Raw genomic sequence first — 26,671 nt, 5'->3', positions numbered from 1 at the left:
GCCTAGGCGAGAGAAGGAGGCCTAAGCGCCAAGAGGAGGCCTACGGGCCAAAAGGAGGCCTCCGCAAGAAGGGCCGAATCCGGCCGGCGCACAAAAATGGCCGCCTAGCCGCCGGGGTTTGCTACACTGAGTCAAAGTCCATTATGCGGAATAGGAGTCTCAGTATATGAAACTTGCGGTTATTGGCGGCGACGGAATCGGCCCCGAGGTTACGGCGGAGGCCCTCAAGGTGCTGAAGGCTGTGCGCTCGGACATCGAGGCCACCGACTTCGACCTGGGTGCCTCCCGTTATGTGCGCTCCGGCGAGCTGTTGACCGAGGACGACCTGGCGGCCCTGCGCGAGCACGATGCCATCCTGCTGGGTGCTATCGGCGACCCGGCCCGGGTGGCGCCCGGCGTGCTGGAGCGGGGATTGCTGCTCAAGCTGCGCTTCGCCCTCGATCACCACGTCAACCTGCGCCCGTTTACGGCTCGTGCCGACGCGGCCAGCAGCCCGCTGGCTAACCCGGGCGACATCGACCTGGTGGTCGTGCGCGAGGGTACCGAGGGCCTCTACTGCGGCAACGGCGGCACCCTGCGCGAGAACACCCCGCACGAGGTGGCCTCCGAGGTCTCCCAGAACACCCGCTTCGGCGTTGAGCGGGTGGTGCGCGACGCCTTCGCCCGCGCCCAGGCTCGCCGCGGGCACCTGACCCTGGTTCACAAGACCAACGTCTTGGTCAACGCCGGCGGCCTCTGGCAGCGCACCGTCGACGAGGTGGCTCGCGAATACCCGGACGTCACGGTCGACTACAACCACGTCGACGCGGCCACCATCTACCTGGTCACCGATCCGGGCCGCTACGACGTTATCGTCACCGACAACCTCTTTGGCGACATCCTGACGGACTTGGCCGGCGCGGTTACCGGCGGCATCGGCCTGGCGGCCTCCGGCAACATCGACGCCTCCCGGGTAAACCCCTCGATGTTCGAGCCGGTCCACGGCTCCGCGCCGGATATCGCCGGTCAGGGCGTGGCCGACCCGACCGCGGCCATCCTCTCGGCTGCGCTCCTGCTGCGCCACCTGGGCGACGAGGCCAACGCCGAGCGCATCGAGAAGGCCGTGGCCGCCGATGTCGCTGCGCGCACGGGTGCCCCCATCGTGACCACCGAGGTCGGTGACCGCCTGGCCCGAGCCGTGTGCGCTGGCTAAACCCGCGGGTTAACCGAACCGCAGGCTGGGCGAGGAATTAAGAATGCAGGAAACTGCATACCAAGCCCGGCCGGCTTGTAAGATGATCACGATGGCTACCAAGGCACTGAATTCTTTGTCCCCACGCTCCCGCCGCACCCCGCGGGCGGCGGAAGCGCTCATCGTCGCCGCGACCGCGCTGGGGCTGGCCTCCTGCGCCGGCGGCGACGGATCCTCCGGCTCGGAAGGCGGCACGCACGGGCCCGAGGGCGCGAAGGAACTGGCGGCCGATTCCCGCGAGCTCGTCGCGGACGAGACCGGTAACGGCGTGGCCACCACGCAGGCCTTCTTCGACTCGGCCGCCGAGGTCTTCGTCGCCGGCGAAGACCGCAACGCCCAGGCCAGCGCCGCCGATGCCGCCGTGGCCGCCGGCGCCCCCATGCTCGTCGTGCGTGGCGAGGGCTCGGACGCGGCCGCTGTCGCCGAGGAGATCCAGCGCCTCGGGGCGGAGACCGTCCACGACTACGGTGCCGGGTTGTCGGAAGAGGACCTGGGCGAGGGAGTCTCGATCGAGGTCACCGAGGACTTTGAGACCCAGGCGGCGGACGCGCAGGACCCCTTCGGTGAGTTAAAGCGCATCGCGGGCCTGGATAGCGACTACGACGTGCCGGCCGCCGCGCTAATCTCGGCCCAGACCGCCGAGGACGCCGGGGCCTCCGCGCTGGCGGCGACGGCCCGCTCGGCCGGGGCCGACGTGCTGGGCGTGCCGGTGGCCGACCCGCGCGCGACCAGCGAATCCATGCAGGCACTCGAGGACGGCGCCGTCGTCGGCCTGGGCAAGGACTTCGACTCCCAGGACGAATTCGATGCCAGCGCCGAGCTGGCGGCCGCCGGCGAGCTGCCGGGCGGCGGCGGGCTGCTCTTCCCGGGCCGCCGCATGGTGGCCCTCTACGGTCACCCGTCCGGTGGGGCGCTGGGGCTGATGGGGGAGCAGCCCCCGGCAGAGGCCGTCGACCGCGTGCAAAAGCTGGTCCACGAATACCAGCCGCACACCGACTACCCGGTCATGCCCGCCTTCGAGATCATCGCGACGGTGGCCTCCTCGGAACCGGGCCCGGACGGCGATTTTTCCAACGAGGCGGACCCGGAAGAGCTCATCCCGTATATCGACGCCATCACCGAGGCCGGCGGGTATGCCTTCCTGGACCTGCAGCCGGGACGGGCGAACCTGCTGGACCAGGCGAAGCTCTACGAGGACCTGCTCAAGCGCCCGAACGTCGGGCTGGCCCTGGATCCGGAGTGGAAGATCGGCCCGGACGAGCAGCCCATGGGGCGCGTCGGCCACGTTGAGGCCCACGAAATCACCGAGGTCGGCGACTGGCTGGCCGAGCTGGTCCGCGACAACGAGCTGCCGCAGAAGGGCCTTATCGTCCACCAGTTCCAGCTGCAGATGATCCGCGACCGCGAGACCATCAACACGGATCACCCGGAGTTGTCCTTCATCCTGCACGCCGACGGCCACGGCGGCCCGGACCAGAAGTTCGATACCTGGAACACCATGCAGCAGGGCTTGAGCGACGATTACTTCATGGCGTGGAAGAACTTCATCGACGAGGACACACCCACTTTCACCCCCGAGCAGACTTATGACATAGAACCGCGCCCCTGGTTCGTCTCATACCAGTAACCTAGCTCACATGAGCGTGGAGATTACTGAGGTCCGCACCTTCCTAGCCGCCCACGAGCCCTTCGCCCGCCTGCCGGGCGGGGAGCTCGACGCCCTGCCCACCAGCCTGACCATGCGCTACGCCCGCCGCGGCGAGGTCTTCGTGGAGCCGGGCGGGCCCAACGATTTTCTCTACGTCATCCGCTCCGGCGCCGTCGACATCATGGACGCCGACGGGGTGCTTTTGGACCGACGCGACGCCGGCCAGTGCTTCGGCTATTCTACGCTGGTGGGAGAAAACTCCCCGCGCTACCGCATGGAGGCGGTCGAAGACAGCCTGGTGCTGGCCCTGCCACGCGCGGACTTTAGCGAACTGGCGCAGCGCCACCCCGACGTGGACCGCTATTTTTCCTCCCAGTCGCGCCGCATCCGGGCGGAGGCCGAGAAGCTCACCGACACCGAGCACGCCGAGATCCTGCGCCAGCGCGTGACCGACCTGCCGCTGCAGGAGCCGGTGACCGCCGCGGCCGAGGAGGGCATCGCCGCTGCCGCCCGCCGCATGACCGAGCACAACGTCTCCTGCCTGGTGGTCACCGATCCCGCCGACGGCAGCGCGCACGGGATCGTCACCGACTGCGACCTGCGCGCCCGCGTGGTGGCGGCCGGCGTGGACCCGGCCCAGCCGCTTTCGGCGGTGATGACCGCGCCGGTGGCCACGGTGCGCCCCGACAGCCTCGTCATGGAGGCCCTGCTGGTCATGGCAGAAAAGTCCATCCACCACGTGCCCGTGGTCGACGGTCGGAAGGTGGTGGCGGTCCTGCTGCAGGCGGATATCGCGCGCACGCTGCAGGAGGACCCGCTCTACGTCGCCGCGGATTTCCACCGCTGCGAGACGGGCGAAGAGCTGGCCGACGCCTTCGCACACTCGCGCCAGCTAGCCGCCCGCTACGTGCGGCGCAACGCCTCCCCGGAGGAGACCGCCGGGGTGCTGACCCTGGGCGCGGACGCGCTGGCTAGGCGCCTGTGCACCCTAGCCGAGCGCGAGCTCGGGGCCCCGCCGGTGGAGTACGCGTTCGTCGCCGTCGGCTCCCAGGGCCGCCGCGAGGTCGGCTTCGCCTCCGACCAGGACAACGCGCTGGTTGTGGCCGACGACTACGACGAGTCCCGCCACGGCCAGTACTTCGCGCAGTTCTCCGAGCTCGTCTGCCAGGGTCTCGCCGCGGCCGGGCAGCTGCTGTGCCCGGGTGACATGATGGCGAGCAATCCCGAGTGGCGAATGTCGGTGAGCTCCTGGGAGGCGACGTTCCGCCGCTGGGTCCAGGCCCCGCAGCCGGAGGCCCTCCTGCACGCCCAGGTCTTTTTCGACCTGCGGGCGGTGGCGGGCAGTACCGAGCTAGCCGCCGGGGTGCACCGCGGGGCCGTGGCCGCCGGGCAGGCCTCCCGCCGCACGCACGCGCACCTGGCCAGCCTGGCCGCCCGCCGTGAGCCACCGCTGACCTTTTTCAAAGGCTTCGTGGTGGATCGCTCCGGCGACTACGCGCACACCCTCGACGTGAAGAAAGGTGGGCTCGCCGCCGTGGTCCAGATGGCCCGGCTGTACGCGCTGGTCTCCGGCAGCCGGGCCGTGGATACCCGCAGCCGGCTGGCCGATGCCGCCGGCCAGAGCGTCAGCCAGCAGGGCGCGGCCGATCTGCGCGACGCCTTCGACTACCTGACCAGCATCACCCTGGCGCACCAGGCCGCCCAGCACGCCCGTGGGGAGGCCACGGACTACTACCTGTCGCCGAAGGAGCTCAGCCGCAACCAGCGCGAGCACCTGCGCGATGCCTTCCAGATCATCAAGAGCCAGCAAAACGCGCTGGCCACCAAGTTTCCCGTCCGCAATATCTAGCCCGCGCGCGAGAAGACAAGGAGGTATCCCAGCATGGCGCTCTTTCGCCGTTCCCGCCTGGATTTGGAGGCGCCCGCCCGGTCCACGCCGCTGGATGAGCTGGAGTTGCTGGCCGTGGACATGGAGACCACCGGGCTGGATCCGCGCCGCGACCGGATCGTCTCGGTCGGCTGGGTGCCGGTGCGCGGTCAGGTCATCGACTTGGCCGGCGCCGGCTACCACGTCGTGCGCGGGGCATCGGTGGGGCAGTCGGCCACCATCCACCTGCTTACCGACGACGCCCTGGCCGCCGGCGAGGCCGAAGACGACGTCCTGGAGAGCCTCTTTGCTGCCCTGCGAGGGCGGGCGATGCTCGCGCACTTCGCCGGACTCGAGGTCGGTTTCTTAAACGCGGCGGCACGGCGTCACCGCGGCCGCGTGCCGCACCTGGAGGTAGTAGACACCTTCGGGCTCGAGCGCCGCCACATGGAGCGCATGGGCACCTACCCGCGTGGGGAGGACTTGCGCTTAGCAAACGTGCGTGCGCGCTACGGTTTGCCGGCCTACGGCAGCCACAACGCGCTGGGCGATGCCCTCGCCTGCGCCGAGCTCTACCTGGCGATTGTCAGCGGCATGCGGGCGGACACACTCAAAGAGATCCAGCGCGGCGTGCAGATCAAAGGAACCTAACAGGGGGGATTAACAAAGTTGCAAAGGCGTCCATGAGTACACTATGCGTCATGCGTTTAGGACGAATTGCACACCCAGAAGGAATCTGTTTCGCCATCATCGAGGGCGAGGACGAACTCGTCGCGAAGGAAATCGCGGACACCCCGTTTACCACCCCGAAGCCGACCGGCCGGGAGTGGAAGCTCGACGAGGTGCGCCTGTTGGCCCCGACGCTGCCGACCAAGGTGGTCGCCTTGGGCCGCAACTACGCGGACCACGTGGCCGAGGTCTTCAAGGAGTCCGCGGAGCACCTGCCGCCGACGATCTTCGTTAAGCCGTCGACCGCCGTCATCGGCCCGGACAACCCCATCAAGATCCCGGATTTCGCCACCCGCGTGGAATTCGAGGGCGAGCTGGCCGTGGTCATCTCCAAGCCGTCGAAGAATATTAAGGCCGAGAACTGGCGCGACCACGTGCTGGGCTACACCATCTGCAACGACGTCTCCTCCCGCGACCTGCAGTTCTCCGACGGCCAGTGGGCCCGCGCCAAGGGTATTGACACCTTCTGCCCGCTGGGGCCGTGGATCGAGACCGACCTGGACACGCTGGATCTGGACAACACCAAGATCAACGCCTACCTGACCCACGAGGGCCAGCGGGAGCAGAAGCAGGACTCGAACACCAACCAGATGATCGTCAAGATGGGCGGCATCCTGGAAGAGATCTCCGCCTCGATGACCCTGCTGCCGGGCGACGTCATCACCACCGGCTCGCCGGCCGGCACCGCCCCGATGACGCCGGGCGATCACATCGAGATCGAGATCCCGGGCATCGGCTCGCTGTCCAACCCCATCGCGCGCGCTTAAAACCGCGTCGTTCCGCCGTCGGTAGGCTGGGGGCATGCAGCACGACGACAGCCCCGCCCGACCCCATGGTCCGCACAGCCGCGAGCATTTCGCCGCGGTCTACCAGGAATCCGATCGGGTCTGGTCGGGTAACCCGAATGCGGCGTTGGTGAGCTTTGTTAGCGATGCCCCCGCGCCGCCGGCGGGCACCGCCCTCGATATCGGCTGCGGGGAGGGCGCCGACGTCGTCTACCTGGCCAGCCGCGGCTGGCACGTGGTGGGCATCGACTTAGTCGACGTGGCCATCGAACGCAGCCAGCAACTCCTAGCCGAACAGGTCCCCGACGTCGCCGCCCGCGTCCAGCTAGAGGCCATCGATTTCCGCGATTTTTCCGCGCGCGGGGAGACCTTCGACTTGGTCAGCTGCCACTACAGCACCCTGCCCGCCGAAGCGGAGACCCTCCACGCGCTCGAAGACGCGGTCGCCCCGGGCGGCTACCTGCTCTTTGTCCACCACTATGCCGAGGGCGAAGGCGTGGCCATGCCGGCGTGGGTCCGTGACCGTCTGTCCGCGCTCGAGGTCTTAAGCTTCGAGTCCCGCCCGCGCAACGTCAGCCACGGCGCGGGCGCGCACCACCACGAGGACGTGGTGCTCATCGCCCAGCGGCCCGCGGAGGAGTCCTTCTAGAGGCCCAGCGTGGCCAGGATGGTGCGCAGCTTAGCCGTGGTTTCTTCCAGCTCTGTCTCGGGGTCCGAGTCCGCGACGATGCCCCCGCCGGCCCAGGCCCGCGCGCTCAAGCCGTCGCCGGCGACCTCGGCGCAGCGAATAGCCACCATGTATTCGCCGTCGCCGGACGAGTCGCACCAGCCGACCGCACCGGCGTAGAAGCCGCGGTCAGTCTCCGCGGTGTGGATGAGGGCTTCGGCCGCGGCCGTCGGGGTCCCGCAGATGGCCGGGGTGGGGTGCACCCGCAGGGCCAGTTCCAGCGCGTTGGTGGAAGAATCCGCCAGCGTGCCGGTAATCGGGGTGCCCAGGTGCCACATCTCGGTCGTGCTCAGCAGCTGCGGGGTCTCCGGGCAATCCAGGTGCGAGCACAGCGGCTCCAGGATGCGCCGCAGGTGGTCGACCACGAAGGCGTGCTCGGCCTGGTCCTTGGCAGAACCGCGCAGGGTCTCGGCGGCGCGGGCATCGGCGGCGGCATCGGCGTGCCGGGCCGCGGAGCCGGCCAGGGGGAAGGCGGAAACCGTCGAGCCCTGCTTCTTGATGAGGACCTCCGGGGAAGAACCGACCAGCATGGCGCCGGTGCGGCCCGCCGGGGTCAGATCCGCGATGAAGCCGTCGCGGTGGGAAGAATTATCGATAAGCCGCGCGGCGACCAGCCGCGGGTCGACCGGTTCCGCGAACGCGATATCGACGGCGCGGGCCAAAACGACCTTCTCCAGGCGGGAGTTCTGGATGGTGGATACGGCGGCCTCGACCCGGCGCAGGTGCTCCTGCGGCTCCGGGTCCACCCCGGAGATCTCCGCGTTGAGGTGGCCGCGCCGGTAGTAGGCGTGCGGCTCGAGGGGCCCGTCCTCGCGGATGATGGACCGCGGCACCGTCAGAGCGGCGGGTTCATCCGCGTTGAAGGGGATAGCCCCGACCACCATCTCGTGGCGGGACTCGCGCAGAGCCTGCGCCGCCTCCCACGGGTCCGTGTAGGACTGCGCGCAGCCCTGGGTGCGCACGGACCCCGTGGCGCGCGAGAGGAGGAAGTCGGGCGCGGTCGATGGCCGGTTTTCATGCATGAAAAAATATTTTAGTCATCCGGCTGCGCGACCGCGGAATCAGCTCATCGGTCCCGCGCCGGTAAGCGAATAGGACGTGAGCGGATTCGGCGTGCAGGCTTAGCGAAAAGGCGGGCGGCGCCTCGTCTACGATGGTGGGCATGAGTGATGTACGTGTACGATTCTGCCCGTCGCCGACCGGCACCCCACACGTGGGGATGGTGCGCACGGCCCTGTTTAACTGGGCCTATGCGCGCCACACCGGTGGCAAACTGATTTTCCGTATTGAGGATACGGACGCCTCCCGCGACTCCGAAGAGTCCTACCAGGCGATTATTGACTCCCTGACCTGGCTGGGGCTCGGCTGGGACGAAGGCATCGACGTGGGCGGCCCGCACGAGCCGTACCGCCAGTCCCAGCGTAAGGACATCTACGCCGACGTTCTGCAGAAGCTCAAGGACGCCGGCCTGGTCTACCCGGCCTATTCCACCGCCGAGGAGGTCGAGGAGCGCCACAAGGCCGCCGGCCGCGACCCGAAGCTCGGCTACGACAACTACGACCGCGAGCTCCCCCAGGAGCAGATCGATGCCTTCGAGGCCGAGGGCCGCAAGCCCGTCTGGCGCCTGCGCATGCCGGAGCAGGACTGGTCCTGGACCGACCTGGTCCGCGGCGAGATGACCTTTAAGGCCGAGACCCAGCCGGACTACGTGGTGGCCCGCTCCAACGGTGAGCCGCTCTACACGCTGGTTAACCCGGTCGACGATGCCCTGATGGGCATCACCCACGTCCTTCGCGGCGAGGATCTTCTGTCCTCGACCCCGCGCCAGCTGGCCCTTTACGAGGCCCTGAAGCAGATCGGCATTGCCGAGTTCACCCCGCAGTTCGGCCACCTGCCGTTCGTCATGGGGGAGGGCAACAAGAAGCTGTCCAAGCGCGACCCGCAGTCCAACCTGTTCAACCACCGCGACAATGGCATCATCCCGGAGGGCATGCTCAACTACCTGTCCTTGCTGGGCTGGTCCCTGTCCGCCGACCAGGACATCTTCGGCATGTACGAGCTGGTCAAAAACTTCGACGTGACCGACGTGCTGGGTAATCCAGCCCGTTTTGACCAGAAGAAGCTCGAGGCCATCAACGCCGACCACATCCGCCTGCTGGAGCCGGAGGAATTCGCCTTCCGCCTGCGCAACTACCTGACGGAGTACACCGACTTCCCGGCCGACTACGACCCGGAGAAGTTCGCCTTCGCTGCCGACCTCGTCCAGACCCGCATCAAGACGCTGTCCGATGCCTACGGCCTGCTCAAGTTCCTCGTCACCGCCGACGAGGACCTAGAGCTCGACGAGAAGTCCGCCCGCAAGAACCTCAAGGAGGAGGCCGTCCAGCCGCTCGAGGTCGCCATCGCGACGCTGGAGCCCATCGAGGACTGGACCACCGAGCCCATCGAGGCGGCCCTGTCGAAGGCCCTCATCGACGATCTGGGGCTCAAGCCGCGCAAGGCCTACGGCGCTCTCCGCGTGGCCGTCTCCGGCGCTGCTGTGTCCCCGCCGCTGTTCGAGTCCATGGAGCTGCTCGGCAAGGAGTCCACGCTGAACCGTCTGCGGGCCGCCCTTGCCAAGACCCCGTGGGAGAGCGCGTAAGCCTAAATCCACACGCTGTAATTCATCCGCGGTAGGCACACTTAAAATAGCGCTAAAAACCGCCTCTACCCAGGCGATTTGCTAGTGTGCCGCCAGGGTGGTTATAGTTATTAACCGTTGCAGCGAGCGGTTGCGAGAGATTAAATAATCTTCCAGTCGAAAAGCACGGCAACAATTGGCCTATGGTGTAATTGGCAACACAGCGGTTTCTGGTACCGTCGTTCTAGGTTCGAGTCCTGGTAGGCCAGCAGTGATAAAGGGTTAAAAATCCGGAGTCACAGTTCTATGCCCCGTTCGTCTAGCGGCCTAGGACGCCGCCCTCTCACGGCGGTAACACGGGTTCAAATCCCGTACGGGGTACAAATCATGAAGGCAGTCAGTTTCTACTGGCTGCCTTTTCTTCGTTTCCAGGGTGGTATTAACCTACCCCAGACCACCGCCGGGAAAGCTCAAGTTGCCGGGCCCGGTGGGGTAGGACCACCCGCCATTTTCGGGACTTTCCTCCAATCGCTTCCATCCCCTCTGAGCTGGTCGTATACTAGGCCTCAAGACGTTCACCGAAAGAAAAGGAGATTGGATGAAAGCTTCTTTCCGTCTTAAGCGCAACGAAGATTTGTAGCTCGTGAAGATGCGGCATTGCCATAATTCATAACTTCCCACCGCGACTATTGCACGAAGTACAGGAGCTAAACGAGGATGAATCTCGACGCAGAAACGAAATCCCAGTGCAGCGTAGTCGAGGATCCTTCGGGCCACTGACAGTCAGACAGACTGCAAGCGAAATAACCACTGATTCGATTCGCATCCGGCCGGACAGAAGGAACTGTCACTACCGCACTGGGATTTTTATGTCTTTAGCTGCGGATTTGTTGATGTTTCGCGCATAGTTTAGAGTAATTCAAGTCCGCAACGCACAGCGTGCGCTGCTGTGGACAAGCTAGGCCCCGTTCGTCTAGCGGCCTAGGACGCCGCCCTCTCACGGCGGTAACACGGGTTCAAATCCCGTACGGGGTACAACCTAAAAGCCCAACCCAGCCCGGGTTGGGCTTTTTCTTTTGCCGCCAGCTGGCTGTGAATGTTCTGGGGACTTGCCCGCAACGGCGTCTCTGCCTTGGTCGAGCGGGGTGCAGGGGAGTAAAACTAAAACGTTCTATCTATTCCTGCCACAGAAGGGATGCGCCGTGCATCTTAGCGATCTTATGGACGCGGGCGTTTTGCTCCAGAACTTTGGGGGCTAGGCGCTCGCGGGCCTGGGCCTGGTCATCTTCATCGAATCGGGCGTTCTCTTCCCGTTCCTGCCCGGCGATTCCCTCTTGGTCACCGCCGCCATCCTCCGTGACGATTTGGGCCTGAGCGTCCCGCTCATCCTGCTCGTCGGTACGGTGGCGGCCTTCCTGGGCGACCAGGTGGGCTTCTGGCTGGGGCATACCTTCGGCCGCCGGCTGTTCAAGCCGGATGCGAAGATCCTGAAGACGGAGTACCTCGAGCGCGCCGAGGCCTTCTTCCGCAAGCACGGGCCGTTGGCGTTGGTGCTGGGTCGCTTCGTGCCCATCGTGCGCACCTACGTGCCGGTCTCGGCAGGCACGGCCGCCATGCCGTATAAGAAATTCGTGGGTTGGAACGTCCTCGGCGCGGTCGCTTGGATCGTCACCATGACCATGGTGGGCGTCCTCCTGGGCGGCATCCCGGGGATTGCTGACCGCATCGACGCCATCGTCCTGGTCATCGTGGGCGTTTCGGTCCTGCCGGTGGTCATCTCCGGCGCGCGCAGCTGGCGCCACAAGCCGGACGCCCCGGCTAACGATGCCGAACCCGCCCGGTAGCCTACAGCAGCGCGCCCAGCTTCCGGGCAGCGTCTTTTAGGGGCTCGCCGAATTTAGCGGTGGGGTCCGGGCGGAAGCGCTGCGCCGATCCAGAGACGGACAGCGCGGCGATAAACGTGCCGGACGGGTCGAGGACCGGCACAGAAACCGACGAGAGTCCGGCCTCGCGCTCCTCGACGGACTCGGAGATGCCGTCGCGGCGGGCGGCCTCGATATCGTCCTCGCTGAAGGAGGCGCCGCTAACGCTGGTGGGGGTAAACGCCGCGATGATGCGCGCCGCCGACCCCGAGGTAAGCGGCAGCTGGCGTCCCACTGGGACGACGTTGTGGAGGCCGGCCTCCGGCTCCCGGGTGGCAATGCAGGTGCGGGTGGCTCCCGTCAGCTCGTAAAGCTGGACCGATTCGCCGGTTTGCTCGAGCAATTTATCCATGATCGGCCCGGCCGCGGTGAGTAGCCGGTCGCGGTTGCCCGGCAGGGCGGGGCCGGCCGTCCATTTACCCTCATCCGTGCGGGTTAAAATTCGGTGTGCTTCCAGTGCCGTTGCCAAACGATGCGCCGTAGCCCGCGGCAAACCAGTGGTCTCGCACAGGTCGTTGAGGCTCGAGGGCCGGTTGGCGGCCGCCATCATGATGGCGACGGCCCGGTCCAGTACCTTGATCCCGGAAACTGCGCTATAATCTCCCATACTTTGAAATTTACGTCTCAAATTCTGAGATTTCAAGTGTGGAGGAAGAGTATGAGTCAAAAACTGACCTTGGCAGAAAAGATCTGGCGCGACCACGTCGTCACCCGCGGTGAGAATGGGGCACCGGACCTCATCTACATTGACTTCCAGCTCCTCCACGAAGTTACCAGCCCGCAGGCCTTCGAGGGGCTGCGCCTCAACGGCCGCAGCCTGCGCCACCCAGAGCTGCACCTGGCGACCGAGGATCACAACGTGCCCACCACGGGCATCAAGATCGGGGGCTTGAACGAAATCGCCGACACGACCTCGCGCACCCAGGTGTCCACTCTGCGGAAAAACTGCGAGGAGTTCGGCGTCCGCCTGCACTCGATGGGCGACGAGCAACAGGGCATCGTCCACACGGTCGGCCCGCAGCTGGGCATTACCCAGCCGGGCATGACCATCGTCTGCGGCGACTCGCACACCTCGACCCACGGCGCTTTCGGCTCCATTGCCATGGGCATCGGGACTTCCGAGGTCGAGCACGTCATGGCCACCCAGACGCTGTCGCTGAAACCGTTCAAGACCATGGCCATCGAGGTCAAGGGCCAGCTGGCCGAAGGCGTCAGCGCGAAGGACCTCATCCTGGCGATCATCGCCAAGATCGGGACCGGCGGCGGCCAGGGACACATCATCGAATACCGCGGCGAGGCCATCCGCGCGATGTCGATGGAAGCCCGCATGACCATCTGCAACATGTCGATCGAGGCCGGCGCCCGTGCGGGCCTGGTCGCCCCCGACGAGACCACCTTCGAGTACGTCCGCGGGCGCGAGTTTGCCCCGCAGGGCGCGGACTGGGACGCGGCCGTCGAGTACTGGAAGACCCTGCCGACCGACGAGGGCGCCGAGTTCGACACCGTCGTCGAAATCGACGCCTCTGAACTGACCCCGTTCGTGACCTGGGGGACCAACCCGGGCCAGGGCCTGCCGCTGGGGGCAAATGTGCCGAGCCCGGAGGACTTCGGCGACGACAACTCCCGCGCCGCCGCCGAGAAGGCCCTAGACTACATGGACCTTACACCGGGCACCCCGCTGCGCGAACTCGCCATCGATACCGTCTTCCTGGGCTCGTGCACCAACGCGCGCATCGAGGACCTGCGCGCCGCCGCCGACGTCGTGCGCGGCCGCCGCATTGCGGACGGAACCCGCATGCTGGTCGTGCCGTCCTCGACCGTCGTCAAGCAACAGGCCGAGGCTGAGGGCCTCGACCGCGTCTTCGCCGACTTCGGCGCGGAGTGGCGCACCGCGGGCTGCTCGATGTGCCTGGGCATGAACCCCGATCAGCTGCGGCCGGGCGAGCGCTCCGCGTCCACCTCCAACCGCAACTTCGAAGGCCGCCAGGGCCCCGGCGGGCGCACCCACCTCGTTTCGCCGCTGGTGGCCGCCGCCACCGCCGTGACCGGCCACCTGGCCTCCCCGGCCGACCTGCCCGCCGCCCCGTCCGCCGAATAGCGCCCGAGCCGAAAACCCTAGAAGGAGAAGATTCCGATGGAGAAATTCACCACCCACACCGGCACCGGGGTGCCCCTGCCGTATTCCAACGTGGACACGGACCAGATCATCCCGGCCGTCTACCTGAAATCGGTCAAGCGCACCGGCTTTGCCGATGCCCTGTTCGCCAACTGGCGCAAAGACCCCGCCTTCGTCCTGAACCAGGAGACCTTCCGCGACGGCTCCGTCCTGTTCGCCGGCGCCGACTTCGGGACCGGCTCGTCGCGCGAGCACGCCGTCTGGGCGCTCAACGACTACGGCTTCAAAGCCGTCTTTTCCTCCCGCTTCGCCGACATCTTCCGCGGCAACGCGGGCAAGGCGGGCCTGCTGGCAGGAATCATGGCCCAAGAAGATATCGAGCTCATCTGGAAGCAGCTGGAGGGTGGGGAGACCGCCGTCCGCGTCGACCTGGGGGCCCGCACCGTCACCGTCGGCAGCAACGTCTACAGCTTTGACGTCGACGACTACACCCGCTGGCGCCTCATGGAGGGCCTCGATGACATCGGGCTGACGCTGCGCGACGAGGACGCCATCGCAGCGTACGAGGGTACCCGCCCGTCGTTTAAGCCAGCGGTGCGCTAATAATTCGCATAAGCTCAGGTGTCATGACAACACCTGAGTGGAACAACTCCGAATCCCGCAACTACGGACAAGGCTACGGCTACCAAAACCAGAACCCGAACCAGGGCACGTCCTACGGCCAGCCGGGCTACGCCGGTGCCGGCCCGCAGGCTGGCTTTCAATCCGGCACGGTCTACGCGCCCACCCCGCCGGACGCGCCCGGGGCCGTCGGCCAGGGCTTCAAGGGCTACTTCCAGAACTTCGGCCCCTGGTTCGGCGCGGCGGTGGTCTACCTGGTGCTGCAGTTCCTCCCGATGATCCCGTTTGCGTTGGTCGTCGCGCTTACCGGCATCCTCGAAACCGAAGGCACCGCGAGCACAGGGTCGGCCACCATGGGTGCGGCTTTTATCGTTTTGCTGCTGCTGGGCGCCTGCGTTTTTCTGGTGGGCCTGTGGATGTACGTGAACTTCTACCACGGGGCCGTCGAGGAGGCTAACGGGCAGCGCGTGAGCTTCCGCGGGCTGTTCCGCTTTGACGGAGGCCGCGTCGGCACCATGGTCACGGTCGCCGTCTACGGGATCCTGGTCTGGCTGGGCTGCTTCTTCTTTATCATCCCGGGCCTTTTCATCGCTTTCCTGCTGTGCTGGGTCCCCGTGATTAAGGCCGAGGACCCGTCCAAGGGCATCGGCGCGGCGATGTGGGAGTCCTACCGCCAGTCCACCCAGAATATTGGCACCACGCTGCTGCTGGTCGTCCTGCTGGTGTTGCTGCAGATGGCCGCGAGCCTCATTCCGATTGTCGGCAGCCTCGTGGTGCTGCCGGTGCTCTTCTTCGCCTGGGTCCTGACCTACCGCTCGCTGACCCAGCGCCCGGCCGCGCGCTGGTAGGCGTTAGCGCACGGGCAGCGGGCTGGCCAGGTAATCCGCGCCGGTCAGCTCGCCGCCGTTAAAGGACAGCACCCACACTGAGGACTTTTTGACCTTCAGGTCGTCGACGTCGTACTTCAAAAACACCGGGTCCATGCTGGCGATCATCTCGGGGATGGCCAGGCCCTGGCTGACGATGACGGGCGTGCCGCCCTGCTCAACGATGCCATCGAAGGCCTCCCGCGCCGCCTCCTTGTCGCGCAACCAGCCGTCGTCGCCCAAGCGCTCGTCTACCGTGACGTCGAAGCCGAGCTCGGCCGCCAGGGGAGCGGCGGTCTGCTGGCAGCGGTCCGGCAGCGCGGAATAGATGGCGGTCGGTTGGTAGGGCGCGAGCATCGGCACGAGCATCTCCGCCTGGCGCAGGCCCTTCTTGTCCAGCGGGCGCAGGTTGTCGTCGCCGCTAAAGCCCTTGCGCGGCAGGGCGCGGGCGTGGCGGACATAGAGCACGCGGGTGGTCGGGGCCAGCCGCAGGCGCTTTTTTGCCTTCCGGAGCACGTCGGCGTCCACCTGGTAGGACAGCAGGTTGATGGCCGCGTCCACGGTCATCCAGTGGATCTGGTCGACCTCGTCGTTGGGCGTGAACTCGCCGTCCTCGACCTTGCCCAGCCAGTAGTAGACCACCTTGGTCCGGCCCTGGACCGGGTAGGTGACCTTGCCGATGAGCTTGCCCAGTTTGATGCGGTAGCCGGTTTCCTCGGCGACTTCGCGCACGGCGGTAGTCGGTAGGGACTCGCCCGGGTCGACCTTGCCCTTGGCTAGCGACCAGTCGTCGTAATGCGGGCGGTGGATGACGGCCACCTCCGGATCGTGGGGGTTGCCGCGCCAGAGCACCGCGCCCGCCGCCAGGGTGGTCCGGGAAAATTCCTTGGCCGGATCGGGGCTAATTTCCTGGTGACGCCCAGAAATGAAGACCTCGGACTGGCTGTCTTTGTCGTTTTCGTGCATGTTCTTGGGCTTGGGCATGGGCGCGCGCCTACTCCTTGCAACTGGTCTCAAACGGATATTTCTCGCCGTCCATCATAGTCCCGCGGTGGGCCCGGCTACACTACTATTGTTCGTGATGTCTAAGGAGGAGCGCTTAATGGTCCGAGTTGCAGTGATGGGGGCTGGTTCGTGGGGCACCACGCTGGCCAAGGTCTTCGCCGATGCCGGCAACAGCGTCCGGCTCTGGGTCCGCCGGCCGGAGCTGTCCGCCACCATCCGGGAGACCCACCGCAACGCTGATTACCTGCCGGATATCGAGCTGCCCGCCACCATCGCCCCGACGACCGAGCCGGAAAACGCGCTTGCCGATGCCGACATCGTCGTCCTCGCCGTGCCCTCCCAGACGTTGGGCGAAAACCTGGATGCCTGGTCGCAGCACCTGCCTAACGATGCCACCGTCGTCTCCATCTCCAAGGGCGTGGAGTCGACCTCGCTGCGGCGGATGAGCCAGGTGATTGCGGCTTCCGGCGTGGACGCCGAGCGGATCGCGGTGCTCTCGGGCCCCAATCTGGCCAAGGAGATCGCGCTGGAGCAGCCGGCGGCCACCGTCATCGCCTGCGAGGACGAGTCCCGCGGCCAGCTGGTCCAGGCTGCCGTGGCCACTAACTACCTGCGTCCGTACACCAACACCGACGTCATCGGCTGCGAGATCGGCGGCGCCTGTAAGAACGTCATCGCCCTGGCCTGCGGCATCGCCTCCGGCAAGGGGCTGGGCAACAACACGCTGGCCTCCTTGATTACCCGCGGCCTGGCCGAAATCAGCCGCCTGGGCGTGGAATTGGGCGCCGATCCGCGGACCTTCGCGGGGCTGACCGGCCTGGGCGACCTGGTCGCGACCTGCAGCTCCGAGCTGTCGCGTAACCGCACCTTCGGCTACCGCCTGGGCCAGGGCGGGACCCTGGAGGAAGCCAAGGCTGCTACCAACGGCCAGGTCGCGGAGGGCGTAATTTCCTCGGACTCGGTCTTCCGCCTAGCGCAGCAGCACAACATCGACATGCCCATTACCCATTCGGTCTACGGGGTATGCCACCGCGGGGTCGCGGTGGAGGAAATGATCGTCGCATTGATGGGTCGGTCCAAGAAGTCGGAGTAGGCAACCGGTATGCTAGCTGCCTATGAGTTCCCGAAAGATCCGCGTGGCGGTCGTCTACGGTGGCCGCAGCACTGAACACTCCGTGTCCTGTATCTCCGCCGGGGCGGTGATGAGCCACCTCCCGCACGACAAATACGAGGTCGTGCCCGTCGGTATTACCCGCGAGGGCCTGTGGACCCCGGGAACCACCGAGGGCCTGCAGCTCAACGATGGCGTCCTGCCCGAGGTCACCGCCGGCGACGAGCTTTCGCTGTCGCTGACCCCCAGCTCCCGCGGGCGCTTTGTCAACGTCACCCGCGGCGAGGTCTACGCCGACGTGGACGTCATCTTCCCCGTCCTGCACGGGCCTTTCGGCGAGGACGGGACCATTCAGGGCCTGTTTGAGATGTCCTCGGTGCCGTACGTGGGCACCGGGGTGCTGTCCTCGGCCACCGGCATGGACAAGGAGTTCACCAAGAAGCTCATGGTCGCCGAAGGCCTGCCGGTCACCCCGGAGGTCATTCTCCGCGACCGCTCCGAGCTCACCGAAGAGGAAAAGTCCGTGCTGGGCCTGCCGGTCTTCGTGAAGCCGGCGCGCGGCGGTTCCTCGATCGGTATCTCCAAGGTCACCGACTGGGAGCAGCTGCCCGAGGCCATCCGCCTGGCCCGCGAATCCGACGAGAAGGTCATCGTGGAAAAGGAGATCGTCGGCTCCGAGGTCGAGGTCGGCGTCCTGCAGTACCCGGACGGAAAGCTGCTGGCCTCGGTGCCGGCGCTGCTCAACGGCACCGGCGACTCGGAGGAAGGCTTCTACGGCTTCGAGACCAAGTACCTGGACAACGTCGTCTCCGCCACCATCCCGGCCCCGTTCGAGACAGAAGTCATCGACGAGCTCAAACAGCTGGCCCTGGAGACCTTCCAGGCGCTGGACTGCAAAGGCCTGTCCCGTGTGGACTTCTTCGTCACCGACCAAGGCCCGGTCCTCAACGAGATCAACACCATGCCGGGCTTTACCCCGATCTCGATGTACCCGCAGGTGCTCGCCGCCAGCGGCGTCGACTACGAGACCCTGCTCGACACGCTCATCGAAACCGCGCTGGCAGGCGCCTCGACGCCGGAGCCCTAGTCGGCGGCTGCGAGGGCATCGCCGAGCTCTACCAGCACGCTGTCGGCGACGTCCTGGGGCAGGTGCGCGGCGATGTCGGTGTCCTGGCCCAGCGCGAACCAGGTGCTGGCCGTAGTACCCGGCGCCAGGGTCGTGTCCTCGAACCAGGGCACGTCGTTGACCTGCTGGACCTGCTCGCCGGCCGCATAGCCCGGCGCCGGCTCCACCCCGCAGCGCAGGACGACGGCCTCGCGGCCGGGCGCGGTCCACACGGCCGTGCCTGCAGCGGTGCCCTCCGGCAGCTCGCGCAGGCGCCGGTAGTCCTCGGCCAGCGTGTCCGGCAGGGCGGCATCGAGGGCGCGGCAGGGGGTGCGGGTCTCACCGTCTGCGGCCTGGAGCTGGGACAGGGGAGCCGCGTGCGGTTTCTGGTCCTTGTGCTCGAGCTGGCCCAGGGCCTCCTCCAGGCCTTCGGGCTCGCCGTCGTCGTGGGTGGTCACCGCCACGACCGGGGCGCGGTCAACGGTGTACCACGTGGTCAGGGTCGACCCCGGCGTCATGTCGCGGACCTGCAGCCACTGCGCGCCGCTGGCCTCGGTGGTCTCGGAATAAGGCGTGTACTGCAGCGGCAAGTCGACGCCACAGCGCAGCGTGGTCGCCTCGGAAGAAATGGTCGCCCAGGCGGCCACCCCGTCCGGCACGGGCTCGACGATCTCGGAGCGCTCGTGCCCGTAGAACTTGCCCGGCAGGTTGTCCACCACCGCCGCGCACTCGGCCGACGATGCCTCCTGCGACGGCACCGGCGACATCGCCACCGGCTCCCGCGCCACCGTGGAAAAGTAGTACTTGGCCCCGAACAGGACCGCCACGATAAGAATTAAGGAGATAGCCAGCAGCGCGTAGACTGCGGTGCGGTTAAATTGGTTACCCTGAGAGTCCATAAACTGCAATCTTATCGAAAGGTATTCGGTGAAATTAACCCCGACTCTGGCCGATGTGGGCGAGCACGAGGTCATCGGCGAGATCATCGCGGCCGCGCCCAGCGCACTCAATGGCGACGACGCGGCGGTGATGTTTCCGGCCGCCCCCAACACGCGCACCGTCGCGGCGACGGACATGATGGTCGAAGGCCGCCACTTCCGGCGCGACTGGTCAACGCCCAACGAGATCGGGCAGAAGGCCATCCTAGAAAACTTCGCCGACGTTGAGTCCATGGGCGCGCGGCCGATTGCCGCGCTGCTGGCTATTAGCGCCCCGGCCGACACCCCGGTGGCGTTCGTGCGGGGGATTGCGGAGGGCATCGCGCAGCGCTGCGAGCCTTATAACGCCGAGCTGGTGGGCGGCGATCTCACCCAGGGTAGGCAGGTGACCGTCACGGTGACCGCGATCGGACACCTGGGCGGGGATAGGCCGGCGATGACCCTGGACCGCGCCCGGCCCGGCCAGCAGCTGGTCGCGCACGGCAAGATCGGCTGGTCCGCCGCCGGGCTGGCCCTGCTCGAGCGCTTTGGCCGCGATCTGCCCGCCGAGCTGGCCCACCTCAACCCGCTTATCGATGCCCATTGCTGCCCCTGGCTAGAGCCCAGCCGGGGCATGATCGCGCGGGCGGCGGGCGCGACCGCCATGACGGATATCTCCGACTCGCTCATCCGCGACGTCGGCACCATCGCGGCGCGCTCCGGAGTCAACATCGACTTGGATTCGGCGGCCATCGCCCCGCACGAGCTGCTGGTCGAGGCCGGCAACGCCCTGGGCGTCGATCCGTGGCGTTGGGTGCTTACCGGCGGCGAGGACCACACCCTGGTGGGCACCACGGCGAAGGAGGCACCGTCGGGGTTCCGGGTCATCGGCAGCGTTAACAAGGGCGCGGCGGCTACGGTGGATGGGAAAGAATCCGCCTACGATGCCGGCTGGGAGGCCTTCTAAACCCATGAGCGATATCCCCACGTGCACGCCGACCTACCACCCGTCCTGGGAGGAGGTCTTGGGCCCGGCCCTCGATGAGCACTGGCTGCAGATTCAGTCCCTGCTGGACGCCGGGCCGTTTCTGCCCGCCGCCGAAAACCTCTTCCGCGCCTTCTGGCAGCCGCGCGACCAGGTGCGCGTCCTCATCCTGGGCCAGGACCCGTACCCGACCCCGGGCCATCCGATGGGCCTGGCATTTTCTACCCAGCCGGGCGTCAAGCCGCCGAAGTCGCTGGTCAATATCTACAAAGAGCTCCACGACGACTTAGGCATTGCCCCGCCCGCGGACGGGGACCTGTCGGCCTGGAACGACCAGGGGGTCATGCTGCTCAACCGAGTGCTGAGCGTGGCGCCCGGCAACGCGGGTTCGCACCGCGGCCACGGCTGGGAGGCGGTCACGGAGGCCGCCATCCGCAGCCTGGATAGCGAGCAGCTGGTGGCCATCCTGTGGGGCCGGGACGCGCAGAAGTGCGCGACGTTCCTCCCGCGCGCCCACAAGCTGGCCGCCCCGCACCCGTCGCCGCTGTCGGCGCACCGCGGTTTCTTCGGGTCGCGACCGTTTTCTCGGGCGAACGAGTACCTTCGGGCGGCTGGCGCGCGCGAAGTGGACTGGCGCTTGTAAGATAACGGCCATGTCATTTCTAGGGTCCTTAGATGCGGCCGGTCTGCGCGGGTGGGCCGGCCGGGCCACCGGCGAACTGTCGCGCCGGCGCGCGGAGATCAACGCCCTGAACGTCTTCCCGGTGCCGGACTCTGACACCGGCTCCAACATGGCCTACACCATGGAGGCCGCGCTGCGAGAGGCCGACCAGCACCCGGAGGCGGACCTGGCCGGGGTGGCCCAAGCGCTCGCCGTCGGATCAGTGCGCGGGGCCCGCGGTAACTCCGGGCTCGTGCTCTCCCAGGTCCTGCGCGGGGTGGCGGAGACCGTCCACGACGGCCCCCTGGACGGGCAAGTGCTCGCCGATGCCCTGACGCTCGCGGTCCGGCTCGTCAGCCGGGCCATCGCGCAGCCGGTGGAGGGCACCGTGGTCACGGTCCTGCGGGCGGCCGCGGAGGCCGCCGAGGACGCGGCCGAAGACGACCCGCGCCTGCAGCCGGTGGCGCAGGCGGCGGTGGAAGCCGCGCGCATCGCTTTGCAAAACACGCCCTCGCTGCTGCCGGAGCTGGCCGCGGCTGGCGTCGTCGACGCGGGTGGGGCCGGCCTAGTCGTCCTGCTCGAGTCCCTGCTGTCCACCGACACCCAACCCGCGCCGGTGGCCGCGGCGGCCCCGGATGCCGACTGGCTCGAGGTCATGTTCTTCTTCCGCGGCGATCTCGACGCCCTGCAGGCCCGCCTCGACGCGATGGGCAACTGCCTGGTCGTCGCCCCGGCGGCCGACGATGCCGCCACCGTCCACCTGCACACCACCGTTGCCGGCCCGGTCATCGAGGAGGCCTTCGCCGCCGGCGCTGTCAGCGACCTGCGCCTGGAGGTCCTGCCGAGCCCCGCCGAGCCCGCGCCGGAGCGCGGGCAGGTGCGCCGGGTCATCGCGGCCGCCCCCGACGGCGCGGTCGCCCAGCTTTTTGCCGCCGCCGGCGTGGATGTCGTCGCGCCTGGTCAGGGCGCGGGCGAGACGCAGGACAACGATATCTTCCTCACCAACGGCACTGAGTCCGAGACCGGCCGCTGCCAGGTGGTGCCGACGGGATCCTTCGTCGCCGGGCTGGCCGCGCTGAGCGTCTACGAACCCGGCAACCCGGACACCGCGGCGATGGTGCAGGCCATGCAGGAAGTCGCCGACTCCATGCGCGTGGAGATCCTAGATGAGGAGAGCCCGGAAGCCGTCGAGGCGGCGTGCCGCCGGCTGTTGGCCGCGGGCGGGGAACAGGTCACCGTCCTGTCTGCCCAGCCGATTGACTCGGCGGAGCTGGGGGCAAGGCTCGGCGCGGAGGTCGCGGCCCTCCAGGTCCCCGGGATCGCCACCGAAGTTGGGGTAGAGTAGCGGGCATGCTGGGGTGGCGCGATGAACGAAAGCTCTCGGAGGTTCTAGACCCGAAGCAGGCGCGCCGGTTGGAGGCGGCCTTCGGGTACACCACCTGCGGGCAGCTGCTGGAGCACTACCCGCGCGACTATATGCGCCACGGCTACGACGTGGGCATCGCCGATGCCGACGAGGGCGACCACGTCACCCTCTCGGGCGTTATCACCCGCACCGATTTCCGGCCCACCAGCCGCCGCGGGGTGCTGCGCGTCTTCCTGGACAATGGCCTGGTCGTGAGCTTTTTCAACCCGACGTTCCAGCGCAAGTTTCTGCAGCGCGGGCGCCGGGCGATGTTTTCCGGTAAGCTGCAGTTTTTCCGCGGGACTCCGCAGCTGCAGCACCCGGACTTCGTGATGCTCGATAGCCACGACGGCACGGTGGCCGGCTCCGGCGCCCTGCGGGGGCTGGCCAGCGCCGGCGAGCTCGAGGAGGTTCTGAGCCAGTGGGAGTGGATCCCGGTCTACCCGGCTTCGGAGAAGGCGCCTTCCTGGCTCATCATGATGGCGGTCAAGCGCGTCCTTGACACGCTGCCTCCCGTGCCCGAGCCGCTGGATCAGCGGCAGATGGTCAGCTTCGACACCGCGCTGCGCCAGGTCCACCAGCCGGGCCCGGCCGGCCCGCAGCGCGCCATCCAGCGGCTTAAGTACAACGAGGCGCTGGGCATCGGGCTGGTGATGGCGCTGCGCCACCGCGACGCGCAAACGCACCGGGCCAAGCCGCTGCCGCCGCTCGACGACGGCTTCCGCGCCGAGCTTTTAGATAACCTGCCCTTCGAGCTGACCAACGGGCAAAAGCGCGTGACTGCGGACATCTCCCACGACATGACCCAGGACGCGCCGATGGCCCGGCTCCTGCAGGGCGAGGTCGGCTCCGGCAAGACCATGGTCTCCGTGCTGGCAATGCTGCAGGCCGCCGATGCCGGCTTCCAGGCCGCCCTGCTCGCCCCCACGGAGGTGCTGGCCGCACAGCACTTCGAGTCCGTGACCGCCACCGTCCCCGCGGATGTCAAGGTAGTCTGCTTGACGGGCTCGATGAAGGCCGCCGAGAAGCGCCAGGCGCTGCTGGATATCGTCTCCGGGGACGCGGACATCGTCATCGGCACGCACGCGATCATCCAGGACAAGGTGGAGTTCTTCGACCTGGGGCTGGTCGTCGTCGACGAGCAGCACCGCTTCGGCGTCGAGCAGCGCGAGGCCCTGCGTACCAAGTCGCACCCGGGCTTTAGCCCGCACCTGCTGGTGATGACGGCGACGCCTATCCCGCGCACGGTGGCGATGACCGTCTTCGCCGATCTGGCTGTGTCGACGCTGACCGAGCTGCCGGGCGGGCGTAAGCCGATCCAGACTTCGGTGGTGCCGGAGTGGATGCCGTCCTGGGTTTCGCGGGCGCTTGAGCGCATCCGCGAGGAGGTCGCGGCCGGCCACCAGGCCTATATCGTCTGCCCGCAGATCGAGGGCGAGGGCGGCGTCGAGGCCGTGGCCGAGCAGCTGGCCCACGGGCCGCTGAAGGATTTGCGCGTCGGTCTGCTGCATGGCCGCATGCCGGACAAGGACGAGCGGATGGCCGCCTTCGCCCGCGGCGATATCGACGTGCTCGTGGCAACCACCGTGGTGGAGGTCGGCGTCGACGTGCCGAACGCCACCGTCATGCTTATCCGCAACGCGGAGAACTTCGGCGTCTCGCAGCTGCACCAGCTGCGCGGGCGCGTCGGCCGCGGCGGCAACGCCTCGGTCTGCCTGCTGCACACGCTCGCCGAGGAGCATACCCCGGCCTTTAACCGCGTCCAGGCGGTCGCGGCCACGAATTCCGGCTTCGAGCTGGCCGAACTGGACCTGGCTCAGCGCCAGGAAGGCGACGTGCTGGGCACCGAGCAATCCGGCACCCGGCGCAGCCTCAAGCTGCTCAACCTTCTGCGCGACCGCGACATCATCGAGCGCAGCCACGCCGACGCCTTCGCCTTGGTCGAGCGCAACCCGGATCTGGCGCTGGAGCTGACGCAGGAGATGAACGCGGAGAAACTAAGCTACCTGGAAAAGAACTAACCAGCCGCGGTGCTAGGGTATGGGGCATGGAAATTTGCGCGCCCTTCGCGGGCATCGTCCGCTACCACGTGGCGGAAGGGGACACGGTGGACGCCGGTGCCCCCGTCGCTACTGTGGAGGCTACCAAGCTGGAGATTCCGGTGGTGAGCCCGGCGCCGGGCATCGTGAGCCGGGTGCTGGTCCCGGATTTTTCGACCGTGGCCGGTGGCGACCGCCTGGCCGAGATTGGAGAGCGCCCATGACGCGGATTATTGCTGGACAAGCCCGGGGACGCACCATCGTGGTGCCGGACACGGGTACCCGCCCGACCGCCGACCGCGCCCGGGAGGGCCTGTTTTCCTCCCTCAATGCCCGCTGGGGTTTTGCCGGCTCCCGCGTGCTGGACCTGTTCGCCGGCTCCGGCGCCCTAGGACTAGAGGCCGCCAGCCGCGGCGCCGAGGAGGTCGTCCTCGTCGACGATGCCGCCGTCGCCTGCCGCGCCATGGAACACAACGTCGGCGTCGTCGGGCACCCGCGGGTGACCATCCGGCAGCAGAAGGCCTCGGCCTACCTGGCGGGCGCCCCGCGCGGATTCTTCGACATGGTCCTGGCCGACCCGCCCTACGCCTTCGATGCCGTCGACGAGCTCGTTGCCGCCATCGAGCCGGTGCTAGCCGACGATGCCATCGTCGTCATCGAGCGCCACGTCGACTCCCCGCAGACCGAGTGGCCCGCCGGCTTTGAGCCGACCGGCCAGAAGCTGAAGAAGCGTACCTTTGGTATTGCGCGGATGGACATGGCGCTGTACCACCGCGCCGGATAGAACCGCTACAGGAAGGACCCCTACTGCCATGACGAAGGCCGTGTGCCCGGGCTCTTTTGACCCGATGACCTTGGGACACCTCGATATCTTTACCCGGGCTAACCAGCTGTTCGACGAGGTCACCGTGCTCGTGACCGGCAACCCGGACAAGCCCTCGGGGTTGTTTAGCATCGACGAGCGCATGGAGCTCATCCGCCAGAGCGTGCCCGCCGACATCAAGGTCGACAGCTGGGGCGGCTTGCTGGTTGACTACACCAGCGAGCACGGCATCGATTGCCTGGTCAAGGGCCTGCGTTCCTCGCTGGACTACGAATACGAGCTGCCGATGGCGCAGATGAACCGGCGGCTGACCGGCATCGACACCATGTTCTTGCTCACCGATGAGAAGTACGGCTATATTTCGTCTTCCCTGTGCAAGCAGGTCGCTAAGTTCGGCGGGGACGTGCAGGGCATGTTCCCCGAGGCCGTCGCCTGCGCCGTGATGGACAAGTACCGCGCATGATGCTGCTGGCCGTTTTCGCTGTCGTCCTTTTCGGCTCCTGCATGCAGCGGGTCTCCGGCATGGGGCTGGGTCTTATCGGCGGGCCCGTCCTCATGCTGCTGATGGGGCCGGTCGAAGGCATTCTGGTCATCAACGTGCTGGCCTGTATCAACGCCGCGCTGACGACGATATCCGTGCGCCACGACGTGGACTGGAAGGTCTTCGCGCAGATTGGGGCGGTGATGGTGCTCGGATCCATCCCGGCCGGGCTGCTGGTCGCGCGCACGGATACGGCGCCGCTGCTGGTGATCGTCGGCGGCGCACTGCTGGTTGCGCTGGGCGTGGTGACCTTCGGCAAGCGCTTCGTGCCGCAGATGCAAGGCACCGGTCCGGCTGTCTCCGCCGGCATCCTGGGCGGGTTTACCAACACGCTGGCCGGCATCGCGGGTCCGGTCATCACCGTCTACGCCCAGGCTGCACGCTGGCCGCAGCAGATGTATACCGCCACGTTGCAGCCCATCTTTATGGTGGGCGGGTTTATCTCCGTCACGGCCAAGCTGCTGGTGGGCGCCGGTGGCTTCGACGGGGTGAGCGGCTGGCTGTGGCCGGTGGGCCTGCTCGCGATGTTGCTGGGCATTAGCACCGGCACCGCGCTGGCGCGCCGAGTACCCCGCGGGGCGGCGCACAAGTTCTCACTCTTTATCGCCTCGGTCGGCGCCGCCAGCGCCGTAATCCGCGGCCTCACCAGCCTTTAAGGCACGGCACCCAGGCGCGCAAGCTAGATACGCCGAGTAGGCACGCTGAATGGGCGTTCACGGTCTGTTCCGTGGACGCCTCTTCGCGTGTTCTTGCTGCGCTTGCCGCAGGGGGCCGCCGGCGTTTTAAGCCGGCACGCGTTCGGGTGGTATCCACACCACCCGGCCACCAACCCTAGCCATCCGGCCCCGAGTCTGCGCCGGGCCCGGCCCGTCCTCGTTGGCACCATTATGGTGCGGACACAACGTGGCCAGGTTCGCCGCATTCGTCGGGCCACCTGAGTCCCAGGA

24 protein-coding genes, 3 tRNA genes and 1 pseudogene are annotated in these 26,671 nt (G+C 67.2%); 24 read left to right on the top strand and 4 right to left on the bottom strand.

What is annotated here, in order from left to right; genetic code table 11:
• Positions 1-166 precede the first annotated feature (166 nt).
• The 6 genes from ACEE23_RS06495 (at position 167) to ACEE23_RS06470 (ending at position 6,909) form a co-directional block, all read left to right on the top strand.
• Complete coding sequence (locus ACEE23_RS06495; protein ID WP_368519728.1) at positions 167-1,192, top strand: 3-isopropylmalate dehydrogenase; 1,026 nt, start codon at positions 167-169, stop codon at positions 1,190-1,192.
• Positions 1,193-1,283: 91 nt separating this feature from the next.
• Positions 1,284-2,858: a cell wall-binding repeat-containing protein gene (locus tag ACEE23_RS06490; protein ID WP_368521085.1), complete on the top strand. Its 1,575-nt coding sequence runs from the start codon at positions 1,284-1,286 to the stop codon at positions 2,856-2,858.
• Positions 2,859-2,868: 10 nt separating this feature from the next.
• The gene (locus tag ACEE23_RS06485) at positions 2,869-4,728 is read left to right on the top strand and encodes a DUF294 nucleotidyltransferase-like domain-containing protein (protein WP_448871754.1); all 1,860 of its coding nucleotides are present in this window, start codon (positions 2,869-2,871) and stop codon (positions 4,726-4,728) included.
• Positions 4,729-4,761: 33 nt separating this feature from the next.
• Positions 4,762-5,397: an exonuclease domain-containing protein gene (locus ACEE23_RS06480; protein WP_368519731.1), complete on the top strand. Its 636-nt coding sequence runs from the start codon at positions 4,762-4,764 to the stop codon at positions 5,395-5,397.
• Between the two features lie 50 nt (positions 5,398-5,447).
• On the top strand, positions 5,448-6,242 hold the full coding sequence (locus ACEE23_RS06475) for a fumarylacetoacetate hydrolase family protein (RefSeq protein WP_368519732.1): 795 nt from the start codon (positions 5,448-5,450) through the stop codon (positions 6,240-6,242).
• Between the two features lie 34 nt (positions 6,243-6,276).
• Entirely contained in the window at positions 6,277-6,909 is a 633-nt protein-coding gene (locus ACEE23_RS06470) for a class I SAM-dependent methyltransferase (RefSeq protein WP_368519733.1), read from the top strand.
• On the opposite strand, the gene ACEE23_RS06465 is transcribed toward ACEE23_RS06470, so the two are convergent.
• Positions 6,906-8,009 carry an isochorismate synthase gene (locus ACEE23_RS06465; protein ID WP_368519734.1) on the bottom strand — a complete coding sequence of 368 codons (1,104 nt, stop codon included), beginning with the start codon at positions 8,007-8,009 and terminating at the stop codon, positions 6,906-6,908. The genes ACEE23_RS06470 and ACEE23_RS06465 overlap by 4 nt on opposite strands.
• Before the next feature lie 131 nt (positions 8,010-8,140).
• Between ACEE23_RS06465 and gltX the strand changes: the two genes are divergently transcribed.
• The 5 genes and pseudogenes from gltX (at position 8,141) to ACEE23_RS06440 (ending at position 11,451) form a co-directional block, all read left to right on the top strand.
• Entirely contained in the window at positions 8,141-9,628 is a 1,488-nt protein-coding gene (gene gltX, locus ACEE23_RS06460; protein ID WP_368519735.1) for a glutamate--tRNA ligase, read from the top strand.
• A 176-nt stretch (positions 9,629-9,804) separates the two neighbouring features.
• Positions 9,805-9,876: transfer RNA gene (locus ACEE23_RS06455), tRNA-Gln, on the top strand.
• Positions 9,877-9,915: 39 nt separating this feature from the next.
• Positions 9,916-9,988, top strand: a tRNA-Glu gene (locus ACEE23_RS06450).
• Between the two features lie 581 nt (positions 9,989-10,569).
• Positions 10,570-10,642, top strand: a tRNA-Glu gene (locus tag ACEE23_RS06445).
• A gap of 167 nt (positions 10,643-10,809) precedes the next feature.
• Positions 10,810-11,451 (top strand): annotated as a pseudogene (locus ACEE23_RS06440) (DedA family protein).
• Position 11,452: 1 nt separating this feature from the next.
• Here ACEE23_RS06440 and ACEE23_RS06435 read toward each other — a convergent pair.
• Positions 11,453-12,136, bottom strand: a complete 684-nt coding sequence (locus tag ACEE23_RS06435; RefSeq protein ID WP_368519736.1) for an IclR family transcriptional regulator — start codon at positions 12,134-12,136, stop codon at positions 11,453-11,455.
• A gap of 51 nt (positions 12,137-12,187) precedes the next feature.
• Here ACEE23_RS06435 and leuC point away from each other — a divergent pair, with 51 nt between their 5' ends.
• From leuC to ACEE23_RS06420, 3 genes are read left to right on the top strand one after another with little or no spacing between them, the layout of a single operon-like run.
• Positions 12,188-13,627, top strand: a complete 1,440-nt coding sequence (gene leuC / locus ACEE23_RS06430) for a 3-isopropylmalate dehydratase large subunit (protein ID WP_368519737.1) — start codon at positions 12,188-12,190, stop codon at positions 13,625-13,627.
• 36 nt (positions 13,628-13,663) lie between these two features.
• Positions 13,664-14,248 carry a 3-isopropylmalate dehydratase small subunit gene (gene leuD / locus ACEE23_RS06425; protein WP_368519738.1) on the top strand — a complete coding sequence of 195 codons (585 nt, stop codon included), beginning with the start codon at positions 13,664-13,666 and terminating at the stop codon, positions 14,246-14,248.
• 23 nt (positions 14,249-14,271) lie between these two features.
• On the top strand, positions 14,272-15,114 hold the full coding sequence (locus ACEE23_RS06420) for a hypothetical protein (protein ID WP_448871758.1): 843 nt from the start codon (positions 14,272-14,274) through the stop codon (positions 15,112-15,114).
• Positions 15,115-15,117: 3 nt separating this feature from the next.
• On the opposite strand, the gene ACEE23_RS06415 is transcribed toward ACEE23_RS06420, so the two are convergent.
• Entirely contained in the window at positions 15,118-16,116 is a 999-nt protein-coding gene (locus ACEE23_RS06415) for a bifunctional NUDIX hydrolase/histidine phosphatase family protein (protein WP_448871760.1), read from the bottom strand.
• Positions 16,117-16,234: 118 nt separating this feature from the next.
• On the opposite strand from ACEE23_RS06415, the gene ACEE23_RS06410 reads away from it, so the two are divergent.
• On the top strand, positions 16,235-17,230 hold the full coding sequence (locus tag ACEE23_RS06410; RefSeq protein WP_448871762.1) for an NAD(P)H-dependent glycerol-3-phosphate dehydrogenase: 996 nt from the start codon (positions 16,235-16,237) through the stop codon (positions 17,228-17,230).
• Between the two features lie 22 nt (positions 17,231-17,252).
• Positions 17,253-18,335 (top strand): D-alanine--D-alanine ligase family protein, encoded by a 1,083-nt coding sequence (locus ACEE23_RS06405; RefSeq protein ID WP_368519742.1) that lies wholly within the window; start codon positions 17,253-17,255, stop codon positions 18,333-18,335.
• Here ACEE23_RS06405 and ACEE23_RS06400 read toward each other — a convergent pair.
• Positions 18,332-19,252: a DUF3515 domain-containing protein gene (locus tag ACEE23_RS06400; RefSeq protein ID WP_448871764.1), complete on the bottom strand. Its 921-nt coding sequence runs from the start codon at positions 19,250-19,252 to the stop codon at positions 18,332-18,334. The genes ACEE23_RS06405 and ACEE23_RS06400 overlap by 4 nt on opposite strands.
• Positions 19,253-19,280: 28 nt before the next feature.
• Here ACEE23_RS06400 and ACEE23_RS06395 point away from each other — a divergent pair, with 28 nt between their 5' ends.
• The 8 genes from ACEE23_RS06395 to ACEE23_RS06360 are packed head-to-tail and all read left to right on the top strand — an operon-like array spanning position 19,281 to position 26,380.
• Positions 19,281-20,237 (top strand): thiamine-phosphate kinase, encoded by a 957-nt coding sequence (locus ACEE23_RS06395; RefSeq protein ID WP_448871766.1) that lies wholly within the window; start codon positions 19,281-19,283, stop codon positions 20,235-20,237.
• A 4-nt stretch (positions 20,238-20,241) separates the two neighbouring features.
• Entirely contained in the window at positions 20,242-20,898 is a 657-nt protein-coding gene (locus tag ACEE23_RS06390; RefSeq protein ID WP_368519745.1) for a uracil-DNA glycosylase, read from the top strand.
• A 10-nt stretch (positions 20,899-20,908) separates the two neighbouring features.
• Positions 20,909-22,261: a DAK2 domain-containing protein gene (locus ACEE23_RS06385; protein ID WP_368519746.1), complete on the top strand. Its 1,353-nt coding sequence runs from the start codon at positions 20,909-20,911 to the stop codon at positions 22,259-22,261.
• A 5-nt stretch (positions 22,262-22,266) separates the two neighbouring features.
• Positions 22,267-24,342 (top strand): ATP-dependent DNA helicase RecG, encoded by a 2,076-nt coding sequence (locus ACEE23_RS06380; RefSeq protein ID WP_368519747.1) that lies wholly within the window; start codon positions 22,267-22,269, stop codon positions 24,340-24,342.
• Between the two features lie 26 nt (positions 24,343-24,368).
• Positions 24,369-24,584 (top strand): acetyl-CoA carboxylase biotin carboxyl carrier protein subunit, encoded by a 216-nt coding sequence (locus ACEE23_RS06375; protein ID WP_296205180.1) that lies wholly within the window; start codon positions 24,369-24,371, stop codon positions 24,582-24,584.
• Positions 24,581-25,144 (top strand): 16S rRNA (guanine(966)-N(2))-methyltransferase RsmD, encoded by a 564-nt coding sequence (gene rsmD, locus ACEE23_RS06370; protein WP_368519748.1) that lies wholly within the window; start codon positions 24,581-24,583, stop codon positions 25,142-25,144. The genes ACEE23_RS06375 and rsmD overlap by 4 nt, the downstream gene beginning before the upstream one ends.
• A 28-nt stretch (positions 25,145-25,172) precedes the next feature.
• Complete coding sequence (gene coaD / locus ACEE23_RS06365) at positions 25,173-25,646, top strand: pantetheine-phosphate adenylyltransferase (RefSeq protein ID WP_368519749.1); 474 nt, start codon at positions 25,173-25,175, stop codon at positions 25,644-25,646.
• Positions 25,643-26,380 carry a TSUP family transporter gene (locus tag ACEE23_RS06360; protein WP_368521089.1) on the top strand — a complete coding sequence of 246 codons (738 nt, stop codon included), beginning with the start codon at positions 25,643-25,645 and terminating at the stop codon, positions 26,378-26,380. The genes coaD and ACEE23_RS06360 overlap by 4 nt, the downstream gene beginning before the upstream one ends.
• Positions 26,381-26,671 lie beyond the last annotated feature (291 nt).

Source organism: Corynebacterium sp. 32222D000AT (assembly GCF_053546955.1).
The sequence above is the reverse complement of the archived record's forward strand: the minus strand, read 5'-3'. Positions and strand labels throughout refer to the sequence as shown.